General features: G+C 45.8%; 24 protein-coding genes and 1 riboswitch. Of the genes, 17 read left to right on the forward strand and 7 right to left on the reverse strand.

From position 1 onward, the window contains the following. The first annotated feature begins 412 nt into the window (after positions 1–412). The 5 genes from BUB85_RS02930 (at position 413) to grdA (ending at position 5684) form a co-directional block, all read left to right on the forward strand. A complete protein-coding gene (locus BUB85_RS02930; RefSeq protein WP_073104786.1) occupies positions 413–1786 on the forward strand; it encodes an alanine/glycine:cation symporter family protein in 1374 nt (457 codons plus the stop codon). Positions 1787–1797: 11 nt separating this feature from the next. Then, a riboswitch (glycine riboswitch) is annotated at positions 1798–1901 on the forward strand. 205 nt (positions 1902–2106) lie between these two features. After that, positions 2107–2478: a GrdX family protein gene (locus BUB85_RS02935; RefSeq protein WP_073104790.1), complete on the forward strand. Its 372-nt coding sequence runs from the start codon at positions 2107–2109 to the stop codon at positions 2476–2478. Between the two features lie 49 nt (positions 2479–2527). Continuing rightward, positions 2528–3811 (forward strand): glycine/sarcosine/betaine reductase component B subunit, encoded by a 1284-nt coding sequence (locus BUB85_RS02940; protein WP_200803536.1) that lies wholly within the window; start codon positions 2528–2530, stop codon positions 3809–3811. Between the two features lie 20 nt (positions 3812–3831). Further along, the gene (gene grdB, locus BUB85_RS02945) at positions 3832–5142 is read left to right on the forward strand and encodes a glycine reductase complex selenoprotein B (RefSeq protein WP_084533891.1); all 1311 of its coding nucleotides are present in this window, start codon (positions 3832–3834) and stop codon (positions 5140–5142) included. 68 nt (positions 5143–5210) lie between these two features. Then, positions 5211–5684, forward strand: a complete 474-nt coding sequence (grdA, locus tag BUB85_RS02960) for a glycine/sarcosine/betaine reductase complex selenoprotein A (RefSeq protein ID WP_084533892.1) — start codon at positions 5211–5213, stop codon at positions 5682–5684. A gap of 1094 nt (positions 5685–6778) precedes the next feature. On the opposite strand, the gene BUB85_RS02965 is transcribed toward grdA, so the two are convergent. The 3 genes from BUB85_RS02965 to BUB85_RS02975 form a co-directional block, all read right to left on the reverse strand. Next, positions 6779–7822 carry a PTS sugar transporter subunit IIC gene (locus BUB85_RS02965; protein ID WP_073104808.1) on the reverse strand — a complete coding sequence of 348 codons (1044 nt, stop codon included), beginning with the start codon at positions 7820–7822 and terminating at the stop codon, positions 6779–6781. A 211-nt stretch (positions 7823–8033) separates the two neighbouring features. Further along, positions 8034–8885, reverse strand: a complete 852-nt coding sequence (locus BUB85_RS02970; protein ID WP_073104812.1) for a response regulator — start codon at positions 8883–8885, stop codon at positions 8034–8036. Next, entirely contained in the window at positions 8882–10177 is a 1296-nt protein-coding gene (locus BUB85_RS02975) for a sensor histidine kinase (RefSeq protein WP_073104815.1), read from the reverse strand. The genes BUB85_RS02970 and BUB85_RS02975 overlap by 4 nt, the downstream gene beginning before the upstream one ends. 397 nt (positions 10178–10574) lie before the next feature. Here BUB85_RS02975 and BUB85_RS02980 point away from each other — a divergent pair, with 397 nt between their 5' ends. Next, complete coding sequence (locus BUB85_RS02980; protein ID WP_073104818.1) at positions 10575–11777, forward strand: FprA family A-type flavoprotein; 1203 nt, start codon at positions 10575–10577, stop codon at positions 11775–11777. Between the two features lie 25 nt (positions 11778–11802). Then, positions 11803–12261: a YaiI/YqxD family protein gene (locus tag BUB85_RS02985; protein ID WP_073104821.1), complete on the forward strand. Its 459-nt coding sequence runs from the start codon at positions 11803–11805 to the stop codon at positions 12259–12261. A gap of 103 nt (positions 12262–12364) precedes the next feature. On the opposite strand, the gene BUB85_RS02990 is transcribed toward BUB85_RS02985, so the two are convergent. Beyond that, positions 12365–13186, reverse strand: coding sequence for a hypothetical protein (locus BUB85_RS02990; protein WP_073104824.1), 822 nt, complete (start codon positions 13184–13186; stop codon positions 12365–12367). 209 nt (positions 13187–13395) lie between these two features. Between BUB85_RS02990 and BUB85_RS02995 the strand changes: the two genes are divergently transcribed. From BUB85_RS02995 to rsmI, 6 genes are all read left to right on the forward strand, one after another. Continuing rightward, positions 13396–14949 (forward strand): aminotransferase class I/II-fold pyridoxal phosphate-dependent enzyme, encoded by a 1554-nt coding sequence (locus BUB85_RS02995; RefSeq protein ID WP_073104827.1) that lies wholly within the window; start codon positions 13396–13398, stop codon positions 14947–14949. Then, the gene (locus BUB85_RS03000) at positions 14942–15526 is read left to right on the forward strand and encodes a nucleoside/nucleotide kinase family protein (RefSeq protein ID WP_073104830.1); all 585 of its coding nucleotides are present in this window, start codon (positions 14942–14944) and stop codon (positions 15524–15526) included. Before BUB85_RS02995 ends, BUB85_RS03000 begins: the two co-directional genes overlap by 8 nt. A 163-nt stretch (positions 15527–15689) precedes the next feature. After that, positions 15690–16685 (forward strand): DNA polymerase III subunit, encoded by a 996-nt coding sequence (locus tag BUB85_RS03005; protein WP_073104833.1) that lies wholly within the window; start codon positions 15690–15692, stop codon positions 16683–16685. A 5-nt stretch (positions 16686–16690) separates the two neighbouring features. Next, positions 16691–17599 (forward strand): PSP1 domain-containing protein, encoded by a 909-nt coding sequence (locus BUB85_RS03010; RefSeq protein WP_073104836.1) that lies wholly within the window; start codon positions 16691–16693, stop codon positions 17597–17599. Then, positions 17589–18341 carry a tRNA1(Val) (adenine(37)-N6)-methyltransferase gene (locus tag BUB85_RS03015; RefSeq protein ID WP_073105159.1) on the forward strand — a complete coding sequence of 251 codons (753 nt, stop codon included), beginning with the start codon at positions 17589–17591 and terminating at the stop codon, positions 18339–18341. Before BUB85_RS03010 ends, BUB85_RS03015 begins: the two co-directional genes overlap by 11 nt. A gap of 372 nt (positions 18342–18713) precedes the next feature. Further along, complete coding sequence (gene rsmI, locus BUB85_RS03020) at positions 18714–19556, forward strand: 16S rRNA (cytidine(1402)-2'-O)-methyltransferase (RefSeq protein WP_073104839.1); 843 nt, start codon at positions 18714–18716, stop codon at positions 19554–19556. Positions 19557–19746: 190 nt separating this feature from the next. On the opposite strand, the gene BUB85_RS03025 is transcribed toward rsmI, so the two are convergent. Then, the gene (locus BUB85_RS03025; RefSeq protein WP_073104842.1) at positions 19747–20460 is read right to left on the reverse strand and encodes an ABC transporter ATP-binding protein; all 714 of its coding nucleotides are present in this window, start codon (positions 20458–20460) and stop codon (positions 19747–19749) included. A gap of 292 nt (positions 20461–20752) precedes the next feature. On the opposite strand from BUB85_RS03025, the gene BUB85_RS03030 reads away from it, so the two are divergent. Further along, complete coding sequence (locus BUB85_RS03030) at positions 20753–21169, forward strand: HIT family protein (RefSeq protein WP_073104845.1); 417 nt, start codon at positions 20753–20755, stop codon at positions 21167–21169. Between the two features lie 77 nt (positions 21170–21246). Then, positions 21247–21786, forward strand: coding sequence for an RNA polymerase sigma factor (locus tag BUB85_RS03035; protein WP_073104848.1), 540 nt, complete (start codon positions 21247–21249; stop codon positions 21784–21786). 54 nt (positions 21787–21840) lie between these two features. Here the strand turns inward: BUB85_RS03035 and BUB85_RS03040 are convergent, their stop codons facing one another. Continuing rightward, positions 21841–22908: an undecaprenyldiphospho-muramoylpentapeptide beta-N-acetylglucosaminyltransferase gene (locus BUB85_RS03040; RefSeq protein ID WP_073104850.1), complete on the reverse strand. Its 1068-nt coding sequence runs from the start codon at positions 22906–22908 to the stop codon at positions 21841–21843. Between the two features lie 96 nt (positions 22909–23004). Between BUB85_RS03040 and BUB85_RS03045 the strand changes: the two genes are divergently transcribed. Together BUB85_RS03045 and BUB85_RS03050 are read left to right on the forward strand one after the other, a co-directional pair. Continuing rightward, positions 23005–23868: a DUF4367 domain-containing protein gene (locus BUB85_RS03045; protein ID WP_073104853.1), complete on the forward strand. Its 864-nt coding sequence runs from the start codon at positions 23005–23007 to the stop codon at positions 23866–23868. A gap of 68 nt (positions 23869–23936) precedes the next feature. Then, on the forward strand, positions 23937–24425 hold the full coding sequence (locus BUB85_RS03050) for a DUF6147 family protein (protein ID WP_073104856.1): 489 nt from the start codon (positions 23937–23939) through the stop codon (positions 24423–24425). Between the two features lie 251 nt (positions 24426–24676). On the opposite strand, the gene BUB85_RS03055 is transcribed toward BUB85_RS03050, so the two are convergent. Continuing rightward, positions 24677–24919 (reverse strand): TIGR03905 family TSCPD domain-containing protein, encoded by a 243-nt coding sequence (locus BUB85_RS03055; RefSeq protein ID WP_073104859.1) that lies wholly within the window; start codon positions 24917–24919, stop codon positions 24677–24679. Positions 24920–25221: the final 302 nt, after the last annotated feature.

Here is a 25221-nt window from a genome sequence, read left to right on the forward strand (position 1 = left end):
GAACTTAAGCAGACAATAAAAAATACATCTTCAGGGCTACTGGAAAGTTTTCGCGGACTGACAGTAACGAATGAAGATGTATCCTACATTTTTAAGTACACAACAATGTACTTGGAATAACAAGGTTATTTTAGCACAGGTGGTGGTTAAATGAAAGACGAAATAACTGAATAATCCACATTTTTTTAGGATTGGCTTCGTGGACCTATACGAAGTGCATAACAAAAGGCGTTAACAAGGAAAATGTGGATAAAGTGCTAAAAAACATACACAGTAGATGAGGGATAGACACAATTAAATTTATTCCTCAACGCTGTCACTAAAACTATTGACTTTACCACCCGAGTTCGTTATAGTATAAACATACCAAATATACTTATAGGAAAACTGAATAAAGGGGGCAATACTGATCATGGAAGTATTAAACAACATTGTTACAGCAGTCAATGGCATCTTATGGGATAAGAACATTCTGCTAGTCTTACTGGTTGGAACGGGAATTTGGTACACCTTCCAACTGAAATTTATCCAGGTTAGAGGCTTTGGAGAGGGCTGGAGACGAACTTTCGGAGGTATCTTCAAAAAAGGCGGAGATGCCGGAAAAGATGGAATGTCTCAGTTCCAGGCACTTGCAACTGCAATCGCAGCGCAGGTTGGTACTGGTAACCTTGCCGGTGCAGCTACTGCAATCGCAGTCGGCGGACCTGGCGCAATCTTCTGGATGTGGATCAGCGCGTTCTTCGGAATGGCAACGATTTACGCCGAGGCAACCATGGCACAAAAGTACAAACAGGTCGATGACTCTGGTGCAGTTACCGGTGGACCGGTTTACTACATAAAAGGTGCTTTTAAGGGAACTTTTGGAAAGGTATTAGCTGGCGTATTCGCAGTATTCATCATTTTCGCGCTTGGATTTATGGGTAATGCAGTACAGTCCAATTCAATTGCGTCCGCATTTGATACAGCCTTCCATATTCCACCGATTGTCATGGGTATTATTCTTGCAGTAATGGCATTTGCGGTATTCTCTGGTGGTATTAAAAGAATTGCAAAAGTTACAGAGACAGTTGTACCGGTTATGGCTCTTTTCTACATTATTGGAGCATTGGTCGTTATCTTCGCTAACTTTAAAAACATCCCACTCGCTTTCGAAGAAATCTTCGTTGGTGCTTTCGCTCCTCAGGCTATCGCCGGTGGTGTTGTAGGTGCTACGATCCAGAAAGCTATGAGCAAGGGTGTTGCAAGAGGTTTGTTCTCTAACGAAGCTGGTATGGGTTCTACACCACATGCACATGCAGTGGCAAAGGTAAACCATCCTGCAGAGCAGGGATTCGTTGCTATGATGGGTGTATTTATTGATACATTCGTTATCCTGAATCTTACAGCACTCGTTATTTTGACAACCCGTTCATTAACACCAGATGGTTCAATAACTGGTACAGCTCTTACACAGGCTGCATTCCAGTCCGTATTCGGAAAATTTGGACCGATCTTTATCGCAATATGTATGTTCTTCTTCGCATTCTCAACCGTTATCGGCTGGTACTTCTTTGGTGAAGCAAATGTGAAGTATTTATTCGGAACAAAAGCAGTTAAGATTTATGCAGTATTAGTTTGTGTATGTGTACTTCTCGGTACATTGGGCGAAGTTGAAATCGTCTGGAGCGCAGCTGATATGTTTAACGGATTGATGGTAATCCCGAACTTAATTGCATTACTTGCATTGACAAAAGTTGTTAAACAGGTTAATAGTGAATTTACAATTCCAAAGAGAAAGAAAAACTAAAAAAGGTAGGTTGATACTTTGTAAGAGAGAGTCGTAAGACCACCGAAGAGGAAACATTGAAGGGCCTGGTCGCCATTCAGTCGAAACTTTCAGGTAAAAGGACTACAAAGAGGACTACACTTTGAAGGGACGGAGCAGTCTACCCGACAGAGAGCGACTAAATTAGAGCACCACTATGTTCTAAATTAGTCGCTTTTTTAATCTTAGATGGCCCGGTTCAGAAACGAGCATAACAGATAGTTAATATCTGTGTGTATATTAGGAAAACCTAGAGTATATTTGGGTACGAAACAGGATTTCCGAAAAAAAGGAGCAAAAGGATGGATTTTCAGATTATAACGAACAACCCTAAGGTAAAAACTGAATTAGAAGAGACTTGCAATGTCAATTATTTCGAGATTTCTTATCGCGAGATTTTGGAAAAGGTGAGAGACATGTGCCACGGTGGTTATAAGTTATTATCGCATCCGTTGTCAGGCAGTGTAAAACCAAATGAGACTCCATACAAGTCAGTAATGGTATCTGCTCGAAAGGGCAATGCAGACTCAGAATCAATTCATATTATTGAGAACTGCATGATTGCTTTTGACAAGTTTCCCGATTTAGGCAATAAGTGGACCCCCAGCGTTTTGGATGATTTCCAGGTGATCGATTTTTATCTGATCAGCGGCGCAGTTGGTTCAGCTATTTAACAACAATGTGGCGTGAGCTACATTACACACAAAAAGGAGGAATTATATTTTGAAACTTGAGATGGGATACATTGACATTAAAGACATCCAGTTTGGCGCAGAGTCCAAAGTAGAAAATGGTGTTTTATATGTAAATGCAGATGAAGTAAAAAAATTAGTTTTAGACAATGAAGAAAAAATTAAAAACGTAACACTTGATATCGCTAAACCAGGTGAGAGCGTTCGTATCACTCCAGTAAAAGATGTCATTGAGCCACGTGTAAAGGTTGAAGGACGCGGAGGAATTTTCCCGGGCGTTATCAGCGGTGTTGACACAGTTGGATCTGGTAAGACATATGCTCTTCGTGGATCAGCAGTTGTTACAGCTGGTAAAATCGTAGGATTCCAGGAAGGTATCATCGACATGTCAGGTATTGGAGCGCAGTATACTCCATTCTCAAAATTGAACAACCTTGTTGTTGTATGTGAGCCGGTTGACGGACTGAAACAGCATGAATATGAAGAAGCAGTTCGTTTCTCAGGTTTCAGAGTAGCTTGCTATCTCGGAGAACTTGCAAGAGAACTTACTCCTGACGAGACAAAAGTATATGAGACATGCACAATCAAAGAAGGACTTGAGAAATACCCAGATCTTCCGAGAATTGCATACGTTCAGATGCTTCAGAGCCAGGGACTTCTGCATGACACATATGTATATGGCGTAGATGCTAAGAAGACTCTTTCTACTATTATGAACCCAACAGAGATCATGGACGGAGCTATTGTTTCCGGTAACTGTGTATCTGCTTGTGATAAGAACCCAACTTATGTTCACATGAACAACCCGGTTGTACATGACTTATTTGAAGAGCATGGAAAAACAATCAACTTTGTATGCCACATCCTTACAAATGAGAACGTATACCTTGCAGACAAACAGCGTTCTTCTGACTGGTCAGCTAAGCTTTGTAAGCTGTTAGACCTGGATGGAGTTCTGATTTCTCAGGAAGGATTCGGTAATCCGGATACAGACCTTATCATGAACTGTAAGAAGATTGAAGCTGAGGGTGTTAAGACAGTAATTATCACAGATGAATATGCTGGACGTGACGGAAAATCTCAGTCACTTGCTGATGCTGATGTAGCTGCAGACGCTTGTGTAACAGGCGGAAATGCAAACGAGTACATTACTCTTCCTGCAATGGACAAGGTAATCGGAACAACTGATTATGTTAACACAATCGCTGGCGGTAATGAGCACAGTCTGCATGCAGATGGAAGCATTGAAATCGAGATTCAGGCTATCACAGGCGCTACTAACGAAACAGGATTCAATAACTTAAGTGCTAGATAGTGAAGGAGGAAAACAAACGAATGAGTAAATTAAGAGTAGTTCAGTATATCAATCAGTTCTTCGCTAATATCGGTGGAGAGGAAAAAGCTGATATCGCACCAGAGATCAGAGTTGGTGAGATTATCGGACCAGGACAGGCTTTCGCAGCAGCATTTGGAGATGAAGCAGAGATCGTAGCAACAGTTATCTGTGGTGACTCTTATTTCAATGAAAACTTAGATTCAGCAAAAGCTACTATCCTTGGATGGGTAAAAGAGCAGAATGCAGATCTTTTCCTTGCAGGCCCAGCATTTAACGCAGGACGTTATGGTGTTGCTTGTGGTACGATCTGTGACGCGGTTCAGGAAGAATTAGGAATCCCGGTATTGACAGGTATGTACGAGGAGAACCCTGGTGCAGACATGTTCAAGACAAAAGTATATATCGTTCCTACAAAGAACAGTGCTGCAGGTATGAGAGGCGCAGTGAAAGTTATGGCTCCTCTTGCATTAAAGCTTGCTAAGAAAGAACCAATCGGAGCTTCCAGCCAGGAAGGTTATATGCCTAACGGAATCCGTGTTAACTTATTCGAAGAAGAGCGTGGATCTAAACGTGCTGTTAAGATGCTGTTAGCTAAATTAAATGGCAAACCTTATACAACAGAGTATCCAATGCCTTCATTTGACAGAGTTGATCCTAACCCGGCTGTAAAAGATATCAAACATGCAAAGATCGCTCTTGTAACATCTGGTGGTATCGTTCCAAAAGGAAACCCAGATCACATCGAGTCTTCAAATGCTACACACTACGGTGAGTATGATATCGCAGGCGTTATGGACTTAACAGAAGCAACATATGAGACAGCTCATGGTGGATACGATCCAGTATACGCTAATGAAGATTCCGACCGTGTACTTCCAGTTGACGTATTGAGAGATATGGAGAAAGAGGGAGAAATCGGAGAACTTCATCACTTATTCTACACAACAGTAGGTAACGGTACTGCAGTTGCATCTGCAAAAGCATTTGCTGCTGAATACAGCCAGAAGCTGCTCGCTGACGGCGTAGACGCTGTTATCTTAACCTCCACTTGAGGTACCTGTACACGTTGCGGTGCAACGATGGTAAAAGAAATAGAGAGAGCTGGTATTCCTGTAGTTCATATGTGTACAGTAACACCTATTTCTATGACAGTTGGAGCTAACAGAATTGTTCCTACAATTGCTATTCCTCATCCATTAGGAGATCCAGCATTGGAGCCAGAAGATGAGAAGAAACTTCGTCGTAAATTAGTTGAGAAAGCACTTGTTGCTCTTACAACTGAAGTTGACGGACAGACAATCTTTGAGTAATTTTGATATTTCATATCAATTTACTATATAAAACAAAAATAAAATAGGCGAAAGGAGGTATATCGATAATGGGAATGTTAGAAGGTAAAAAAGTAATCATTATTGGTGACCGTGATGGTATCCCGGGTCCAGCTATTGAAGAATGTGCTAAGACCGCAGGTGCCGAAGTGATTTTTTCGTCCACAGAGTGCTTCGTCTGAACGAGCGCTGGGGCGATGGATCTTGAAAATCAAAAGAGAGTAAAAGAATTTGCTGACCAGTATGGTCCAGAGAACATTGTAGTTCTTCTTGGAGCAGCTGAAGGTGAAGCATCAGGTCTTGCGGCTGAGACAGTTACAGCCGGCGACCCGACTTTTGCAGGTCCATTAACAGGGGTCCAGTTGGGACTCACGACTTATCACGTATGTGAACCAGAGATGAAAGCTGAATTTGACGAGGCAGTATATGAAGAGCAGATCAGCATGATGGAAATGGTATTAGACGTTGACGATATCGTTGACGAAATGAAATCTATTCGTGATGAATACTGTAAGTATCTTTAATACGAAGTAGTTACATGATTTAAACCTTTGAAAAAAGAAGTGCCGCACCTGTTTCGGGTGTGGTACTTCTTTTATAAAAATGAACGCTGTGCAGAATAGAAAATTCCGATGAGAATGAAACTATTCAGAACAGAAAGCTTCATCCAGCGAAGCTGTCTGGAAGTGTGCCCCCATTACACCTCATTGCACCCCATCGCGTCTTATCGCGTCTTATCGCGCCTCGCTGCATCCCCATCGCATCTTCAATATATCTCGTTGTTTTTCAAAGCATCTCGATGCACTTCATTGCACTCCATCGCGCCTCATTGCACCCCATCCATCCTTGATACATCACATTGCCTTTTAAAGCATCTCAGCACATCTCAATGCATCTTAACAACTTATCACACCTCGAAGCGGTATATTGGGGGAAATGCTCCAGTCTCAATGTCCAGTCTGAGGGAGAGGAGGATTGCCTCAGAAAGGGCAACATATCACTTCCCGGAAAGCTGCGAAGCTGCGGGATGCCATGGATAAGTGGTAAAGCGGATAGTGAGTCCTCCGCTTCTATGCCCTTGTTTCCTACCTTGAGAAGGAATGAACACATTTCCTTGCATAAACTGGAATTAATGTTCAGCGGCTCAGAAAAAAGCTCTGTATCGGTTTATTTTGCATGCTGACAGAACTTGACATCATCAGGCAAGGCTCGTGCTTCAGGTACAAAGAGTGCTAAGCACTAAGCTGTGGATAAGGAGTTTACACTAGTACATCGTAAACTAAATAACTACCCAGAAAGCACAGGATAGATTTTCGAGAGTGACAGCCAAAAAACGCATGCGTATTGGGCTGCACTGAGGCTCTTTGTCTAGTGCTATCGAAATATGGACAGGCTTAATGTGGTAGGTATTTAGGGGGGGGATAAGCAGCGATGGCGGCTATAGGGGGATGGGCGAGTAGTCGAGTGGATTCTGCATATCCGCGTTGACCGCAAACAAAAACCAGGCAGGATTAACCTGCCCGGCTTTAGAAAGGAATTTAACCATAAAACCATAATTAAACGATTATTTTAACTTCGCAGCAACTTTGATTACTTCGTGAACTGCGTTTTCAAAAGCTTATTCAGTAACAGCTTCAGGTACAAGTGCTACATCAGGATGAGCAGATGTCTTGACTGCTTTGTTCTTGAATACGATACTACCGACCAAACCAGCAACTGTTCCGCCGATGACTGCGAATACGAGTGCTCCGATTACTTTCAGTGGAGGGTTGAAAGCAAAAGGTGCGAGCAGTCCAGGAATCGGTGAAGCAGTGCCTGGTGCATTGTTGATGATTCCGAATGCAGCCGCTGCTATACCAGCGAAGCCACCTCCGAAAAAGTTGGAACAATAGATCGGTATCGGATTGGCAGTAATAATATCTGCCTGCGTTAAAGGCTCCAGCATAACGGAAATTACGTTGCTGCTGTCTCCTAATTTCAGCCGTTTAAAGATTATACCATTTGTAAAGGAACCGCCGACACACGCAATTGCTGCGATACCCATTGCCAGGCCGTTAAGACCAAGCATGGCGGTCAGTGCCATGGAACTCAGCGGTGAAGTACAAATCATCTTGATAATACCACCGAGGATGAAGCCCATGATAAGTGGAGACTGTTCTGCAGCTGCGGAGATTGTTCCGCCGATTGTTGCCAGGACTGCATTCACTCCAGGATTTACAAATATAACGATTGCTCTTGCAAGTGGAGCGATGATCAGCGCGCCTGCAATAATGTTTACTCCGTTAGGAAGTTTTTTCTCAATGATCGGAGCAATAAGACCAACAAGATAACCTGCGATAAAACCAGGAAGTATTCCGTATCCGCCACAGGCAACACCTGCTACGACTGCGAGAACCGGATTAGCACCCATACAGATAGGAACCATGATTGCAGCGGCTACACCGCCCATGCTTCCGGATGTAACACCAACTTCTTTGAAAAATTCGAGACCGAATAAATCACCGGTGATATAACTGTGTATCGCTTCTACAAGAAATGTTGCGATTGCCGCATTTGCCATACCTGACATTGCATCCTGACCTTTTGGCATCTTCAAACTGAATATTGAGAATGCTGCAAGGGTTAATAATAATAAGCCTACTCCAGATAAAATTGTTATCATTTTTCCACCTCATACCTTTTTGTTTTTTTGGGTTGTCATAGTTTCGTCGATCAATGGGACACGTTCACTTACAAGGGTTTTGAATCGACATATTTAAGATGATGTTATATTAAATACAAAGTTTCAAAATATTACATCAGGTTTCAAACTGGGTTTTAAGTTTGTGACATTTCAACAAAAAAAGCACCGCCCTTAGGGAGGTGCTTTTTTGTTAGTTTTTACTAAAAGCGACTAGTGAGTTGAGGAAGTTTTTAACTTTTACGTTCCCGTGACGATCACTTTTTCCACGAATATAGTCCATTTCTTTCTTTACCTGTTCAAAGTTATAAAGAGAACTTGCATATTCGATAAAGGTATCGTTCGAATAATCTTCGATTCCAAGGTTAGCCAGATTGACCATTCCGGCATTGGCTGCACGGCGTATTCGCTGCTCGACGGACTTGGGGGAATCGCTGAAGTGGCTGCACAGATCATGGAGTGTGCTGTCGCCGACGTGCTCACTGTTTACGACCAGATAATCGACCAGCGCAATAATGTCCTTGCTGCCGTTGTCACCGAGAAGACCGAGCCTTTGCAGAATCTGCTGAACCTTCTTGATGTGTCCCTGATCATCGGATTCTGTCTGGGATGCGGCGGGGGCGGCAGGTGCACTAACTGGTGTCATAAGAGACTGGAGCTGGCGGAAGGTCTGGTTCATGGTTACGCTCTGGATTACTTTGGTGAGTATCGAAACAACCTCGATTCCATTGATTGGCTTTTGAATGTAAAATTCAATTCCGAACTCGTAGGCCTTGGCGATCATATCTTTTGAAGAGACCTGGGACAGCATGATGAAAGCGATGTCCGGGTAAAGTGGCTTTATCTTCTTGACCAGAGAGATGCCGTCGATCTCTGGCATCAGGAGGTCTACCATGATGATGTCGGGACGAAGATCAGGCAGATCTTCAAACGCATCGTTTCCATTCTGGTAAGCACCGCAGACTGTACCGAGCTCCTTATCCGTGATAATTAATTTTAAAATATTCAAAATACTTTTATCGTCATCTATGAGTAAAATTCTCATACTTTTTGTTCCTCCAGTCGATTTTTATTCAAATGGATATAAAAGGTTGTCTTCCCGGGCCGAGATTCGACCCGTACACTGCCGTCAAATGCGGTCTCCACGATATCCTTTAACAGGCAGAGGCCGAGTCCGCGGTTGACTTCCCCGGTATCGTAGTTGATCTTGGTCGAGAAGCCCGGAGTGAAAATCTCTTCCATATTATCTGGTGAGATACCAGAACCGTGATCTGTGATTTGAAACAAAAGAGTATCATTCTGTTCTGACTGGGTAATCGTCATCTCGGTATGATTTTCTTTTGAAGCTTCCATGGCGTTCGTGATCAGGTTATTAAATACAGAAATCAGATAATACTGTTTATTGGTATAAATCGATTTATCACATTGGATATCGAGCGAGAGTATATGTCCCTGTGCATGGGCACTTCGAATCTGCATATCAGCGAGCAGACCGAGCATCTCAGAGACGTACATACCTTCGTCGTTCAGGTCCTCGCTCATGGCTTCGGAGATCCCACGCATGATCAGCGCATAGTCCTTTTTGATTTCATGGATATCCTTGGCAATTTCCAGTGCCGAGTGGGTGTACGCACTGTCGGGAGATTCCTCCTTCAGTTCGTTGTACAGAGTATAACAGCGGCTCATGGTGTGTTCCACGAGATCCGTGTTTTTCTGCATCCAGACAATTTCACTCTGAAGTTTTGCAATAAGCATCAGCAGTTTTTTGTAGCGTTCGGCATGTTCCTGATTCATCAAGAAAAATCCATAGGAATCAAGGCCGGTCAAAAGCAGCCAGATAAACAATGTACGGATAACCGCGGCCAGCAGGATACTCAGCTGGGTAGCGGTGCCGAAGGCTCCGGTCTGCACACGGCACAGCACTTCTACCAGATTGGACAGGTAATCCATCAGAAACAGCGGAATAAATGCCGTATTCTTCTGGAAGGTCCGGTTTGTCTTCTGCAGGAGACGAACAAAAAAGAAGAACAGGATTCCGTAAGTCAGATAGAAAAAGGATTCCGGGTAAAAATTGTGAATCTCGGACAACCGTACTCCGTCGATACACCAGGCATAAAGGACTCTGGAAAGGAATACACCCACAGCAGAGCAAAGCGTAACCGGAATGATCGGAAAATCAGGCGTGAGAAACAGAAACATCGAAAATGCGATGATTCCGATGGATATTTTAAAATTGCTGATGATGATAGTCAGATTCAGGTTGATCTGGGCAAGAAAGATAATCATCAGACTGAAAAACAGAACCCGCAACACGGATTTTTTTCTGCTTGGTTTCATGGGCCACCTCTTTTGGTATCAATATTGCGCTTGGTGCTTTGTATGTTGCAGCGTGTCGTTCGCCGTTTGTAGTATTATGTCATCCGCAGTGCTGTTCGATTCCGCGCTGCTTCATCTCACTCGCGGACATTCGCCCTATCAGAAGGTGACGACAACTGTTTACTTATGTGCAAGCACAACGTAAACACTTGCCTTCACCTTCTGGCACTGCTCTTTGCTGTCGCGTACAGTATACCATATTTCCCATATGGTTCGGGTGATTTATCAGGTTTTTCTATTAGAATTTTGTGAACTGTATTTTCATTTTTGAAGATTGTGTTATACTTAGAAAGTGTGCAGGTCATAAATCTTCAATTGATGACAGGTGACAACATAGGATTTACAGGAGGAGAATTACATGCAGTGTACAAGAAAAATAACAGAAGATATCACGTGGGTTGGATGCAATGACAGAAGGCTGGCGATGTTCGAGAATATTTTCCCGATTCCGCGTGGGGTGTCTTATAATTCTTATCTGATTATGGATGAGAAGGTGACGCTGATGGATACAGTGGACGCTTCGGCGACACAGCAGTTTATTGAGAATATTGATTACGTACTTGGTGGCCGCGCGATTGACTATCTGGTGGTGCAGCATATGGAGCCGGACCACTGCGCAAACATACTGGAGATGATGCGAAGGTTTCCGGAGATGAAGATTGTGGCAAATGCCAAGACAGAGCAGATGATTCACCAGTTTTTTGAGGTGGAGACGCAGGAGCGGATGATGACGGTCAAGGAGGGCGATACGCTGTCGACGGGAGCGCATACACTTCATTTCGTGATGGCACCGATGGTGCACTGGCCGGAGGTCATGGTGAGCTATGATGAGAAGGATAAAGTGTTGTTTGCGGCGGATGCATTTGGCACGTTTGGCGCGCTGAATGGAAACATTTTTAATGATGAGATTGATTTTGAGCGGGACTGGCTTGCGGATGCGAGAAGGTATTACACGAATATTGTGGGTAAGTACGGCGTGCAGGTGCAGGCGTTGCTGAAGAAGGCGGCAGGGTTGGATATTCAGATGATCTGCTCACTTCATGGTCCGGTGTGGAGAAGTGATCTTGATTTCTTCATTGATAAATATGATAAATGGAGCAGATATGAGCCGGAGGATCAGGCGGTCGTTATCTTTTACGGTTCGATTTACGGGCATACGGAGGCGGCGGCCAATGCATTGGCGGTGCAGCTTGCAGAGCAGGGCGTGAAAAAGATTGCGGTGTATGATGTGTCAACGACGGATGTGTCGGATATGATTGCGGAGGCATTTCGCTGCAGCCACATTGTGCTGGCATGCTCCACTTATAATGGAGGTATTTACCCGCCGATGGAGAATCTGCTGAGCGATATGAAGGCTCTGTCAGTGCAGAAGCGCACGGTTGCAGTTATGGACAACGGAACCTGGGCACCGACGGCTGGCAAACAGATTATAAAGAAGCTGGAAGAAATGAAAGAGATGACGGTTCTGGAACAGACACTTTCGATCAAGTCTGCGCTGAAGGATGAGCGCGCGGATGAGCTGGAGGCATTTGCAAAGCAGATTGTGGATAGTCTGCAGTAGAAGCTGCGGGAGAAAAGGAATCAGAATGAGAATATTAGTGGATGCAGATGCCTGCCCTGTCACGCGGATCGTGGAACGGACAGCGGCACAATACCAGATCCCGGTCGTGCTGCTGTGCGATACCAATCATGTACTTCAATCAGATTACAGTGAGGTGCGTGTGATCGGCGCGGGAGCGGACGCGGTGGATTTCGCCCTGCTTGGAATCTGTCAGGCGGGCGATATCGTGGTGACGCAGGATTACGGTGTGGCTGCGATGATTCTTGGAAAAAGAGCGTATGGCATACACCAGAGCGGGAAGTGGTATACGGATGACAACATCGATCAGATGCTGATGGAGCGTCATCTAGCCAAAAAAGAAAGAAGATCCGGGAAAAAGAAGCATACGAAGGGACCTGCGAAGCGAACCCAGGAGGACGATGAGCGATTTGAAAAATCTCTCATCCGGCTGCTGGACAAAGCGGTAGATTCAGCGGAAAACTGAAAGGGGACAGGTCAAAACAGCAATTGGGGACGTAGCAAAGTGATCACTTTGCTACGTCCCCAATTGCTGTTTTGACCTGTCCCCTTTCACTGAGAAGGCTGTTTTATTGTTCTTTGATCTCGTAACTGCATGTTTTGTACATTGTCATGGCCGCGGCCGGATCGTCATTCTCGTACTGTACGACTTCCACTTTGTGCGTTCCAGAGCTGATCGCGGTAGACTGGATATCCAGTGTTCCCTCAGATTCTGCTAACTGTGCCTTGGAGTTCAGATAGCCGTCAATATAAATATAGGAAAGACTTCCGCCGTTGATACCGGATGCGGAATAGCTGATTTCAGATAATGTCTCGGCCGCGCTGACGTAGAGTACCGGAACACTTCCATCTGCGGAGGAGCCGCTTGGCGTGGACACAGAGAAGAATCCCTCGCCGGTGTCGGCGTAGTCGCCTTCCGCAAGATCCCTGGTTACCAGAGCAGCGGAATCATCAGTGCCGTTGGTGGTGTCCGTAGTATCGGTCTTTTGGGATTTATCGGTCGTGGTGGTGGTCGTCGATTTGGACTTGGTCTCGTTGTCCTTGCTCACTTTGGTGTATACAATGTAGACTCCGACTCCGACGATGGCAACGGCCAGCAGGATGATGACCGCGCTCAGGATGGTACTTCCGATCCCCTGTTTCTCGTTCTTGATGGCCAGAAGATCGTCATAACCCTGACGCATCTCCTTTTCGCGGGAGCTGCGCACCTTGGATGGTGGAAGATTGGCATATTTTTTCTTGTGGCTGTCCGTGCTGCTGTCGTACATGTCGTCTGTATAGTAGCCTTCCTGCTGCTTGATCTTGAAACGCTTTCGGCAGTTATCACACAAGCCGTAGCTTGGGTCCTTTTTGCTGATTCTAAGTTTTTGTCCGCATCTTGGGCAATTCATATATTTTCCTCCTCAGTTATAATACTGGTAGATAAAAGCTTATGTTAAATGATTGTTTCGATTTTTTATCTCAATAATTTACATTATAACTCATAATATGACTATTTGGAATAGCTGATTTCTTATAGTTTTGTGAAATTGACAAAAACTATAATCAAAGGTAGAATTATTATAGGTATAAATAGATGCTGCCAGAGAAAGGAGTCAGGATGAAATCTTTATATGATAAGTTAGTTTCATACAGTGAATCAGACTACTATGGTTTTCATATGCCGGGGGACAAGCGGAATATGAGAATGATGGACGCGGATCTTCCTTATAATATTGATATCACTGAAATCGAAGGGTTCGACGATCTCCATCATGCGACGGGGATTTTGAAACAGGCACAGATCCGGGCGGCAAAGCTTTATAAAGCGGAGAAGACCTGTTTTCTGGTAAATGGAAGTACAGGGGGAATCCTGAGTGCGATTCTGGGGTGCACGAAAAAGGGAGATCGGATTCTGGTTGCGAGAAACTGCCACAAGTCTGTATACCACGCCATTTTCCTGAATGAGCTGATCCCGGTTTACGTCTATCCGACGTTCTATCCGGAGATGGAATTAAACGGGGAAATTGCTGTGGAAAAGGTAGAGAAAATGCTGGCGCAATACCCGGATGTGAAGGCGGTGGTCATCACTTCTCCGACATATGACGGCGTGATCTCAGATGTGGAAGGAATCGCAGCGGCGGCCCATGCGGCGGGAGTTCCATTGATTGTGGACGAGGCGCATGGCGCGCATCTGGGCTTTCATCCGTATTTCACGGACAATGCAAACACAAAGGGGGCAGATCTTGTAATCCACAGCCTGCATAAAACGCTGCCGGCGCTGACACAGACGGCACTGCTCCACATGAACGGCTCCCGGATTGACAAAAAGCGCATCCGCAGCTATCTGGATATGCTGCAGACGAGCAGCCCATCCTACGTGCTGATGTCCAGCATTGACGTCTGCATCGAGCTGCTGGAAAAGCGCGGGGATGAAGTGTTTGCCGAGTACACGAAGCTGCTGGATGCAGTGCGGGCGGAACTGGCTCAGATGAAGTGTCTGAAGCTTCTGGAGACAACACATTACGACCGATCCAAGATCGTGATCTCAGTCAAGGACACCGACTATACCAGCGGTCGGCTGTACCGGGAGCTGCTCGACACCTACCATCTGCAGATGGAGATGGTGGCCGGATCCTATATTCTGGCAATCACCACCATCGGGGATACGGAAGACGGTATGAGGCGTTTTGTCACGGCGCTGAAAGAAATCGACCAGAAGATTTATGATGATGAGGTGCTTCACAATGATGAGGTACTTCGTAATGATAAGGCGCTCTATAATGACAGGCTGGGAAATGACCAGGCTGGAAAATGCAGCACTGTGGGAACGCAGCAGACCACAGAACAGCCCCGAGCGGCGGAAAAGCCGTCACATTACGCCATCCCCAAGACTGAGGTGGTACACAGCAGTGCGGTGATGGCCAAGATGGTCAACGAGGCTGTAGTGAACGCAAGAAAGGGAACGGATGTAAAGACGTTTCCGTGGAACCAATGCGTCGGACACATTTCCACGGAGTACGCGTACCTGTATCCGCCGGGATCGCCGCTATTGGTGCCGGGCGAGCGCATTTCGCAGGAGGTAGTGGACATGCTGGAATGCTACAGGGAGCAAAAATTCCGAATAGAAGGCTTGGAGACGGAAAACTCCGTCGAGGTGTGGATAAATGAGTAAAATTTACTATATTATGGGGAAAAGTTCCTCCGGGAAGGACACGATTTTCAAGGAACTGGTCAAACGGTTTCCTGCGTGCAGGACAATCGTGCTCTACACGACGCGCCCGATTCGCGCGGGAGAGACAGAGGGTGTAGAATATCATTTTGTGGGAGAAGAGGCACTGCAGAAGCTTGAGCAGGCCGGCAGGGTAATCGAGCTGCGCGCATATAACACGAAGCACGGAATCTGGAAATACTTTACAGCGGATGACGGGCAGATCGATCTGCAGAGCGCGGACTATCTGGTAATCGGCACGCTGGAATCTTTTCGGAAAATGTGCCGGTTCTACGGTGTGGATGCGCTGGTTCCAGTGTATATCGAGGTGGAGGACGGACTTCGTCTGGAGCGCGCACTGGCGAGAGAACGGCAGCAGGAACAGCCCAAATACGCGGAAATGTGCCGAAGATTTCTGGCGGATTGTGAAGATTTTTCGGAGGAGAATATCGTTGCGGCGGGAATCGGAAAAAGATTTCAGAATGTGGATATTTCCGAGTGTTTATCAGAGATTGAGGTATATCTTCGCGGGAAAATGTGATATACTATGATAGATTATTTGTAACTGTTCAGAATCAGACAGTGCCTGTCGAAAGAGCGTTCGGAACGCTCGGAGTTTTCGGGTACTGCTTTGCCGGAGCTCTGTCCGGTACATCAGGTTCTGGACAGCGGCTCAAAACTAAAAAGGGTAACGGGTGGATGCTATGAGCGGATTTAAGGATGTTGTAGGACATAATGATATAATTCAATATATTCAAAATGCGGTGGTAAAGGATAAAGTGTCGCACGCATATATTTTAAATGGAGAGAAGGGTTCCGGTAAGAGGCTGCTGGCCAAATTATTTGCCATGAGTCTGCAGTGCAGCGACCGCGAGACGGACGGGGATGCATGCGGACGTTGTCAATCCTGCAAGCAGGCGGTGAATGACAATCAGCCTGACATTATACGGATCACACACGAGAAACCGAATACGATCAGCGTGGATGATATCCGGCAGCAGATCGTCAATGATGTGGACATTAAGCCGTACAGCAGTCCTTATAAGATCTATATTATTCCGCAGGCGGATATGATGAGTGTGCAGGCACAGAATGCACTGCTCAAGACCATTGAGGAGCCGCCGGAATATGCGGTGATTTTTCTTCTGACTGAGAACGCGGAGGTTCTGCTTCCGACCATCACGTCCCGCTGTGTTATGCTGAAGCTTCGCAACATCAAGGATACGCTTGTGAAGAAGTACCTGATGGAGCAGATGGAGATCCCGGATTACAAGGCGGAGATCTGCGTCGCATTTGCCCAGGGGAACATGGGGCGCGCGATCATGCTGGCGACCTCTGATCATTTTAACGAGATCAAGGAGGAGGCGATTCAGCTTCTCAAATATATCAATGAGATGGAGCTGACGGAGATCGTGAATGCGATCAAGAAAATCCAGGAATATAAGCTGGATGTCAGCGATTATTTTGATATCATTGCAATCTGGTACAGGGACGTACTGATTTATAAGGCGACGAGGAATGTGGACCGGGTCGTGTTCTCGGATCAGTTGAAATTCATCAAAGAGCAGGCACGTAAGAGCTCCTACGAGGGGATTGAGCTGATTCTTGAGAGTCTGGAGACGGCAAAGGCCCGCCTGAAGGCAAATGTAAACTTCGATCTGGTGATGGAGTTACTGTTATTGACAATAAAGGAGAACTAGGACATATGACAAAAGTAATTGGGGTGAGATTCCGGACTGCGGGGAAAATTTATTTTTTTGCGCCGGGGAATCTTCATATTAAGCACGGTGATCATGTCATCGTGGAGACTGCCCGCGGAATTGAGTTCGGCAATGTTGTGATGGGACCGAAGGAAGTGAAGGATGAGGAGGTCATCCAGCCGCTGAAGTCCGTGATCCGGATTGCTACGGAGAAGGATAAGAGAACCGAAGAAAAGAACCGGGAAAAAGAGAAAGAAGCGTTTAAAATCTGCCTGGAGAAGATTCGCAAGCATGGGCTTGAGATGAAGCTGATCGATGCGGAATATACATTTGATAATAACAAAGTACTGTTTTACTTTACCGCAGACGGAAGAATTGATTTCCGCGAACTGGTGAAGGATCTGGCAGCAGTGTTCAGAACGAGAATCGAGCTGCGTCAGATCGGTGTGCGTGATGAGACAAAGATCCGCGGCGGAATCGGAATCTGCGGAAGACCGCTCTGCTGTCACACTTATCTTTCGGAGTTTGCAGCAGTGTCGATCAAGATGGCAAAGGAGCAGAATCTGTCTCTGAATCCGACGAAGATCAGTGGAGTCTGCGGAAGATTGATGTGCTGTCTGACCAACGAGGAAGAGACGTATGAGGAATTGAACAGTCAGCTGCCGGCGGTCGGCGATTCGGTGACTACCGCGGACGGACTTCGCGGAACAGTTCGCTCACTGAGTATTCTGCGCAAGCAGGTCAGCGTGATTGTGACGCTGGAGAATGACGAAAAAGAAGTGCGGGATTATCAGGTGGAGGAGTTGAAGTTCAAGCCGAGACGTAAAAAGGCGAAGGTTTCCAAGGAAGAGATGAAAAAGCTGGCGAAGCTTGAAAAAGACGGAGGAGAATCGAAACTCGATGATGTCAAATAATCTGAGGCCGGGGGAGAGACTGGATGATCTGCAGATCAGGGGATACGGGATCATTCAGGATCCGGCGAGATTCTGTTTCGGGATCGATGCGGTGCTGCTGTCCTCCTTTGCGAAGGTAAAGGCGGGCGAGCGCGTGCTGGATCTCGGAACGGGAACCGGAATTATACCGATTCTTCTGGAGGCAAAAACTCCGGGAGAGCATTTTACAGGACTGGAAATCCAGCCGGAGAGCGCGGATATGGCGCGACGCAGTGTGGCACACAACCATCTGCAGGACAAGATAGAGATCGTAGAAGGTGATATCAGAGAGGCGGCGAGGATTTTTGAACCTGCCTTTTTTGATGTTATCACGACAAATCCACCTTACATGATTGGGCAGCACGGGCTGGTGAGCAGTTCTGATGCCAAACGGATCGCGCGCCATGAGGTGCTGTGTGATCTGGATGATGTGCTGCGGGAGAGCGCCCGCATGCTTCATCCTGGTAAGGGGCGGTTTTATATGGTTCATCGTCCGTTTCGTCTGGCGGAGATCATGAGTAAGATGAGCAGCTATGGTATTGAGCCGAAGCGGATGCGGCTGGTGCATCCTTATGTGGATAAGGAACCGAACATGGTTCTGCTCGAGGGGATGCGCGGCGGGAAACCGAGGATCACCGTGGAAGCGCCACTGATCGTGTATGAGAAGGACGGCAGTTATACGCGGGAGGTGCGGGAAATGTACGGGCTGGATGCGGAGAAATAGCCGGATCAGCGTTCATGAGACGCAGAGCTGGGTGACGAGACCGCAGGCATGAGGTGCTGAGCTGGGTGACGTGGCAGCAGGCATGAGGCGCAGAGCCGGGAGACGAGGCAGCAGGCATGAGGTGCTGAGCTGGGGAGACGAGGCAGAATGTGGAGGTCTGTTCTGATGATGGGGACAGGTCGGCGGGCATAGGCGAATAGTGGCAGAAGATGTTAGTGTAAAAAGCAAGTATGAAAAGCAAGTATGAAAAGCAAGTTTAAAAAGAAAGTGGAAAAGTAAGTGAAAAGAGCAAGCATAAAGAGCAAGCAAAAAAAGTAAGTGCAAAATACAAGTGCGGAAATTTCGGAAAGCGGAAAATGGGAGGGAATCAACATGGCAGGAATCTTATATTTATGTGCGACACCGATCGGCAATCTGGAGGATATGACATTTCGTGCGGTGCGTGTGCTGCAGGAGGTGGATCTGATTGCGGCGGAGGATACCAGAAACAGCATCAAGCTGCTGAATCATTTCGAGATTAAGACTCCCATGACCAGCTATCATGAGTACAATAAGTTCGAGAAGGGCGAGAAGCTGGTGGAAAAGCTGCGCGATGGAACCAATATTGCACTGATTACCGACGCCGGAACGCCGGGGATCTCGGATCCGGGAGAGGAGCTTGTGAGGATGTGCTATGAGGCGGGAATCGAAGTGACCTCCCTTCCCGGTGCATGCGCCTGTGTCACGGCACTGACGCTGTCCGGTCTGTCGACCAGACGGTTCGCGTTCGAGGCATTTCTCCCCACGGAGAAAAAAGAGCGCCAGAAGGTACTGAACGAACTGAAGGATGAGACCCGCACCACGATTCTCTACGAGGCACCGCACAGACTGGTGCGGACGTTGAATTTACTGCTTGCACAGCTTGGGAACAGGAGGCTGACCGTGTGCCGGGAACTGACAAAAAAACATGAGACTGCATTTGCAACGACTCTGGAGGAGGCATATGCCTACTATGAGGAGCATGCGCCGAAGGGGGAGTGCGTGCTGGTGCTGGAGGGCAGAAGCCGTCAGGACATCGAGAGCGAGGAACAGGCAAAGTGGGAAGAGATGCCGCTGGAAGATCACATGGAGCACTATGAGAAACAGGGGATCAACCGCAAAGAAGCCATGAAAAAAGTCGCGCTGGACAGAGGAATTTCGAAGCGGGATGTGTATCAGGCACTGCTGGAGAAGTAAGGACTGCAAAAACGGTGTGATATATGGAAAGACAGGTTCATGAAATGTCTTCCGGGAGTCAGATATTGTAATCTGATTCGTGGAGGACGGCTCATGAACCTGTCTTGTTGTCTGCGGCTGCAGTTTTTGAGGTTCTGCCCGGCAGTTAAAGAAAATATTCGTAATTGACTCCGAGACTTGCCTGATGCGGCTAAATGTTTCCGTCTGCGTCGACAGGGCTGATCTTCTGATAGTCGGTCAGATTTGCCTTATCGCGGATATCTGTGATCTCACCGTCCTTCATGAGAACGATGGTGGTACCGTACTTCACAGCTTCTTCATAGTTGTTGGTGACATAAAGGATCGTCATATCCAGTTCCTCGTGCATCCGCCTCAGATCTGAGAGCATCTGTACGCGCAGCATCTCATTCTGGCGGGAGAAGTCCTCGTCGATCAGAAATACCTTTGGGTGGCAGACCAGTGCACGACCGAGTGCGACTCTCTGACGGTCGATCTCGGAGAGCTTACGCACCTTCTTGCTCATCAATTCGGAAATACCGAGGAAGACGGCAGCCTTCTTTACCCGAAATTCAATCTCGGGGCGCGGCAGTTTGCGCAGCTTCAATCCCAGAGCAATGTTCTCGTGAACATTCAGTTCTTTGTACAGCTTATAATTCTGAAAGGCCATGGCCAGCGGACGGTCTCGGGGGGGAATATTGCTCAGCAGCTCGTCATCCAGCCAGATCTCACCGGAAGTAATGGACTCTAATCCACCGATCATACGGAGAATCGTAGATTTCCCGCAGCCGTGAGGGCCATAAAAGGTGACCAGCTCCTTGTCCTTGATTTTAAGTGACACATCCTTTACGGATACAAATCCGTTGGGGTAGATCTTTCCCAGGTTCTTTAACGTTATGTCAGCCATAACACATTCCTCGCAATCTATTTTGATGATATTATTTATTATGCGTGATTTTATCGTATATATTTGCAGTCCTATAATCTTACAAATATAGTATCACATATGATGGATTTAGACAAAGGATTTTATGGGACGGCAGAGGAATCAGGCAGAGTGTATACAACGAATCAAAGGTAAAATAGCAACAATTTGTTACGTTTGCCGGAGGCGGAGGCGGTTACCTATTGCCCGTAACTGGAAAATAATGTAAAATGAGAGCACGTAAATGAGTAGAAGCAGGAAAGAAGGTACTGTTATGAAAGATGAGAATTGTATTTTTTGTAAGCTTGCAGGGGGGGATATCCCCACGGCGACATTATATGAGGATGAGGAGTTTCGCGTGATTCTGGATGCCAATCCGGCGTCAAAAGGCCATGCTCTTATTATCCCGAAGGAGCATTATGCCAATCTGTATGAACTGGATGATGAAGTGGCGGGAAAGGCAATGATCCTCGCGAAAAAAATGATCAAAAAAATGACCAGGGCTCTCGGGTGTGATGGCTACAATGTGGTGCAGAACAACGGAGAGACCGCAGGACAGACGGTATTCCATTTTCACATGCATCTGATTCCGCGCTATGAGGGAGACAACGTCGGGCTTGGCTGGCATATGAGTGAGCTGTCTGACGAGGATCGAGACGAGATTCTGGAGAAAGCCTCTAAAGTGGAGTAACATTTTGCAGCACCGGCTGCAAAGAGCAGCGATAGAAACACTATAAAAAACTATAAAACTGAACCCGGAGAAAAGCGTTGACTGGAAATCAAGAGTTTGACGAGTTATATTATAAGTACAGAAATCTCGTCCTGAATGTAGCATTCGACTATTTGCATGACCGCGACCTGGCAAATGATATTGCCCAAAACACATTTCTTCAGCTGTTTATCTTCTATGACAAGATGGAACACAATAACATCAAGTCATGGCTGTATACAACAGCAAAGCACTTTGCACTGAATTATCAGAAAAAGTATTCCAGAGAAGTTGTAGAGCTGGATGAAACGATTGCGGAAAAGAGCCTGATGTATCCGGATGTGGAGATCATCGTGCAGGAGAAGGAAACAGAACTTGCGCGCGAGAATCTTCACACGGAGATATTTGTAAATATGCTCAATAAAAACGAGCGCTGGTATGAGGCGATGTCGCTGGTTTACCTGGCGAAAGTTCCGCAGGCAAAGGTTGCTGAAGAAATGGAGATCAGTCTGGAAAGCCTGCAGAGCATGCTTCACAGAGCGAGGTCATGGATACAAAAGAATTATAGCATCGAATACGAAGAGACGCGTCGGGAATAGAAAAACAGGTGTCTTTTCGACACCTGTTTTTCTGATGTGTTGCACACGGCAACGTTATTTGGACGCCGCTTCTTCGATCAGAGCGATGATCGTGTCGATCGAGTTCTGCTGGCTGGAGCCATTCATAGCTTCAATAAAGGTATTGCGGTTGTCGTAGAGCCTGAATACATTTTCCAGGAGAGACTCTTTTGTGAGTTCTTCCTCCTCGATGACCATGCTGAAGCCCTGACGCTCAAAGGAGCGGGCATTGAGGATCTGATCACCGCGACTGGCGTTTGCGGAAAGCGGAATCAGGAGATTCGGCTTATGTAATGCAAGCAGCTCGCAGATGGCGTTGGCTCCGGCCCTGGAGATGACGATGTCCGCGAGGGCGAAGATGTTGCGAAGCTCAGCTTTGACATACTCGAACTGTACATAGCCCTTGAGGCCATTTAGAGACTCGTCCAGTTTGCCTTTGCCGCAGAGATGAACAACGTGAAATTTTTCAAGAAGCTCGGGCAGCGCAAGGCGGACGGCGTTGTTGACAACGACAGAGCCAAGACTTCCACCGATGACAAGGATGACTGGTTTGTCTTCCGTGAACCCGCAGAATTTGCTGGCGGCCTTTGTATCACCTGTCAGGAGCTCCTGGCGAATCGGGGAACCGGTGAGAACAGCCTTCTCGGCAGGAAGGTGCTCGATCGTCTCAGGAAAGTTACAGCATACCTTTGATGCAGAGGGCATGGCAAGTTTGTTGGCAAGCCCCGGTGTCATATCAGATTCATGAATGATCGTGGGAACTTTGTTCCGCTTCCCGGCAATCACGACGGGAACGGAGACGAAGCCTCCTTTTGAAAATATAACGTCAGGTTTTAACTTCCTGATGAGTTTGTTGGCTTCGCTGAAGCCCTTTAAAACACGGAAAGGATCGGTGAAATTCTGAACGCTGAAATACCGACGGAGCTTTCCGGAAGAAATACCATGATAAGGAATGCCAAATGGCTCAATCAGTTCCTTCTCAATTCCTTTGTAAGAACCGATGTATTCGATTTCATAACCAAGTTCTTTCAAACGGGGAATCAGTGCGATGTTAGGGGTGACATGGCCGGCAGTACCGCCGCCGGTAAGTATGATTTTTTTCATATAAAACCTCCACAAGTGTACTCAATACATATGTTTCATATTAAACTGATTTAGGAAAATGTCAAGATAATAAGCGCAAAAACAAGAGGTGCAGACATGAAAAAGTACGAAAGAAGATCAATGGAAGAAGAGATGCATCGGGAGGCTGAGCAGATTGAAAAAGAAGTTTTCTCCGATGAAAAAAAGGAGAGGATTGAGGCAACACCCGAGATGGATGCTGCGCTTTTGGCGAAGATTCAGGCATATGAACAGAAAAAGAAAGCGCGGGAGCGGGATTCTAATATAGAAGATGTTCTTTCGGATGAGGATAAAGAGGCACTGCGGATCGGCCGGGAAATGCTGGAGAAGAAAAATGCGCGGAAAAAGGTGCGGAAGATGCCGCGGCGGCGGAAAGTATCGATTGCGCTGGTCGCGGTGATGGTTCTTGTGTTTGCGTTTGGGATGACGAGTCTGGGGAGCAAGTCTTATTTGAAGGCGTTGTGGGAGCGGATGATTGGGAGCCAGAAGGTTGAAGTGACGAATGTGGAGGATATGGATAGTAAGGAAATAGAAGATGAAAATGTATTAGATATTTATAAGGAAATTAAAAGAAAGTTAGGATTCAGTCCTGTGCAATTAATTAAAAAACCGAAGGATATGATAGTTGATAATTATGAAATAGATGAATATTCAAAACAGGCAAAAATATTATATGTATATAAAGGTTCTGTTGTTACATATAGTATTTATGCAAATCAGAGGGATTCTTCATTGAGTCAAAAAAAAGACGATAAATTAATAAATACCTTTATTGAAGAAAGTGAGTATGCAACAATTGATGTGGAAGAGTATAAAATTCCAAATAAAGAACAAAAACGATATGTGGCAAAATTTGAATATAAAGGGATAAAATATCAGCTTATAGGTATTATGGAGAAAAGCGAATTTATAAATATTTTAAAAGAATTAAAATATTTATAAAAAAAACGAAAGTTTTTCTTTCTAAGATTGTTTACTTAGTATAGGGAATACAAAAGAGGAGGAATAAAATGAAAAGAATTATTTCATTATTGTGTGCAGTTGCGATTTTGGGAGGCATTACCTTTGTAAGTGGGAGTAAGGTCATAGCAGCGGACACAGACTATGTGGATGGTTCGTATCTGACAGAACAAGAAGAATCCTATGGTAGTAGCAGAAATGCACTGACAAGAGGAGAGTTTTTGTCAACAGGAGATTGCTCCATTAGTAAAGCTGGTAGAGGGCGAGTTTACGTGTATGGATCAACAACAGCCAATTCAACTGTTGATTATATTTCAGTTACTATGTCGGTAGAACAGTATAATGAAAAAGATAATGCATGGCATCAAATAGATTATTGGGATACAGAGAAAACAAACACGTATTTTGTAAGTACATCCAAAAGTATAGTTGTAGAACGTGGATACTATTATCGAGTACATGCGATGCATTACACTAAAATGAACGGGGTAGAAGGTGACTTTGGAGACTCCGTAACAGACGGAATCATGATTCCATAACAAATAAAACATTTCATCATTCCCGGGGGCCTGTGCAGGCTGCTGTAAACACACACCCGCAGCGCACGCATGGAAACTATTAACTAAGAAATTAGATTAAAGGACACCTGCACGAGAGAAACGACCACAAACCGCTCGCAAGAGCAAAAAGTCGCTGCGGTTACAGCAGTTTGCAGAGGCCCTCGGGGATAATAATAAGAGTAACCAGTAAATTAAAAGCAAAAAGAAGCCTATATAAAAAAACAACCGGTTTATTTGCCGGTTGCTTTTTTTAATGCCTGCGCTAACTGATCAGGACAGGATGTTCCTTTGAATCCGCACTGGATGCCGTCGATTTTCGCGATGGCTTCGTCCACGTTCATGCCTTCGATGAGACGGGCAACACCCTGAGCGTTACCGGCACAGCCGCCAACAAACTCCACGGATTTGATCGTGTCGCCGTCCAGCTCGAAATTTATTAGCTTAGAACAGACGCCTTGTGGATGATACTGCATGGTTATTTCCTCCTTCTGTCAAAAATTGCAGCCGTTCGCGGACAAGCAGCGAAGAGGATTGCGAGTGTCCGTTTCCTCTGTTGTACAGAAAATTCTGTACAACAGAACAGATTTTACAGAATATATTTTCAAAAAGCCAACAGACTGTTATGTTGGGCAAATGATTTTTCTAAAGTATCTAATCTCGTACTGTCTTTTATAATTACATTTTTTACAATTCCCATATCTGTGTTTAATTATCCACTGTTTCGGCAGCAGCTTTATATCTATCATATGTAGAAGTATATCCGCATTCTATTGTT

It is taken from the genome of Hespellia stercorisuis DSM 15480, from assembly GCF_900142165.1.
In the GTDB taxonomy this organism is placed as follows: Bacteria; Bacillota; Clostridia; order Lachnospirales; family Lachnospiraceae; genus Hespellia; species Hespellia stercorisuis.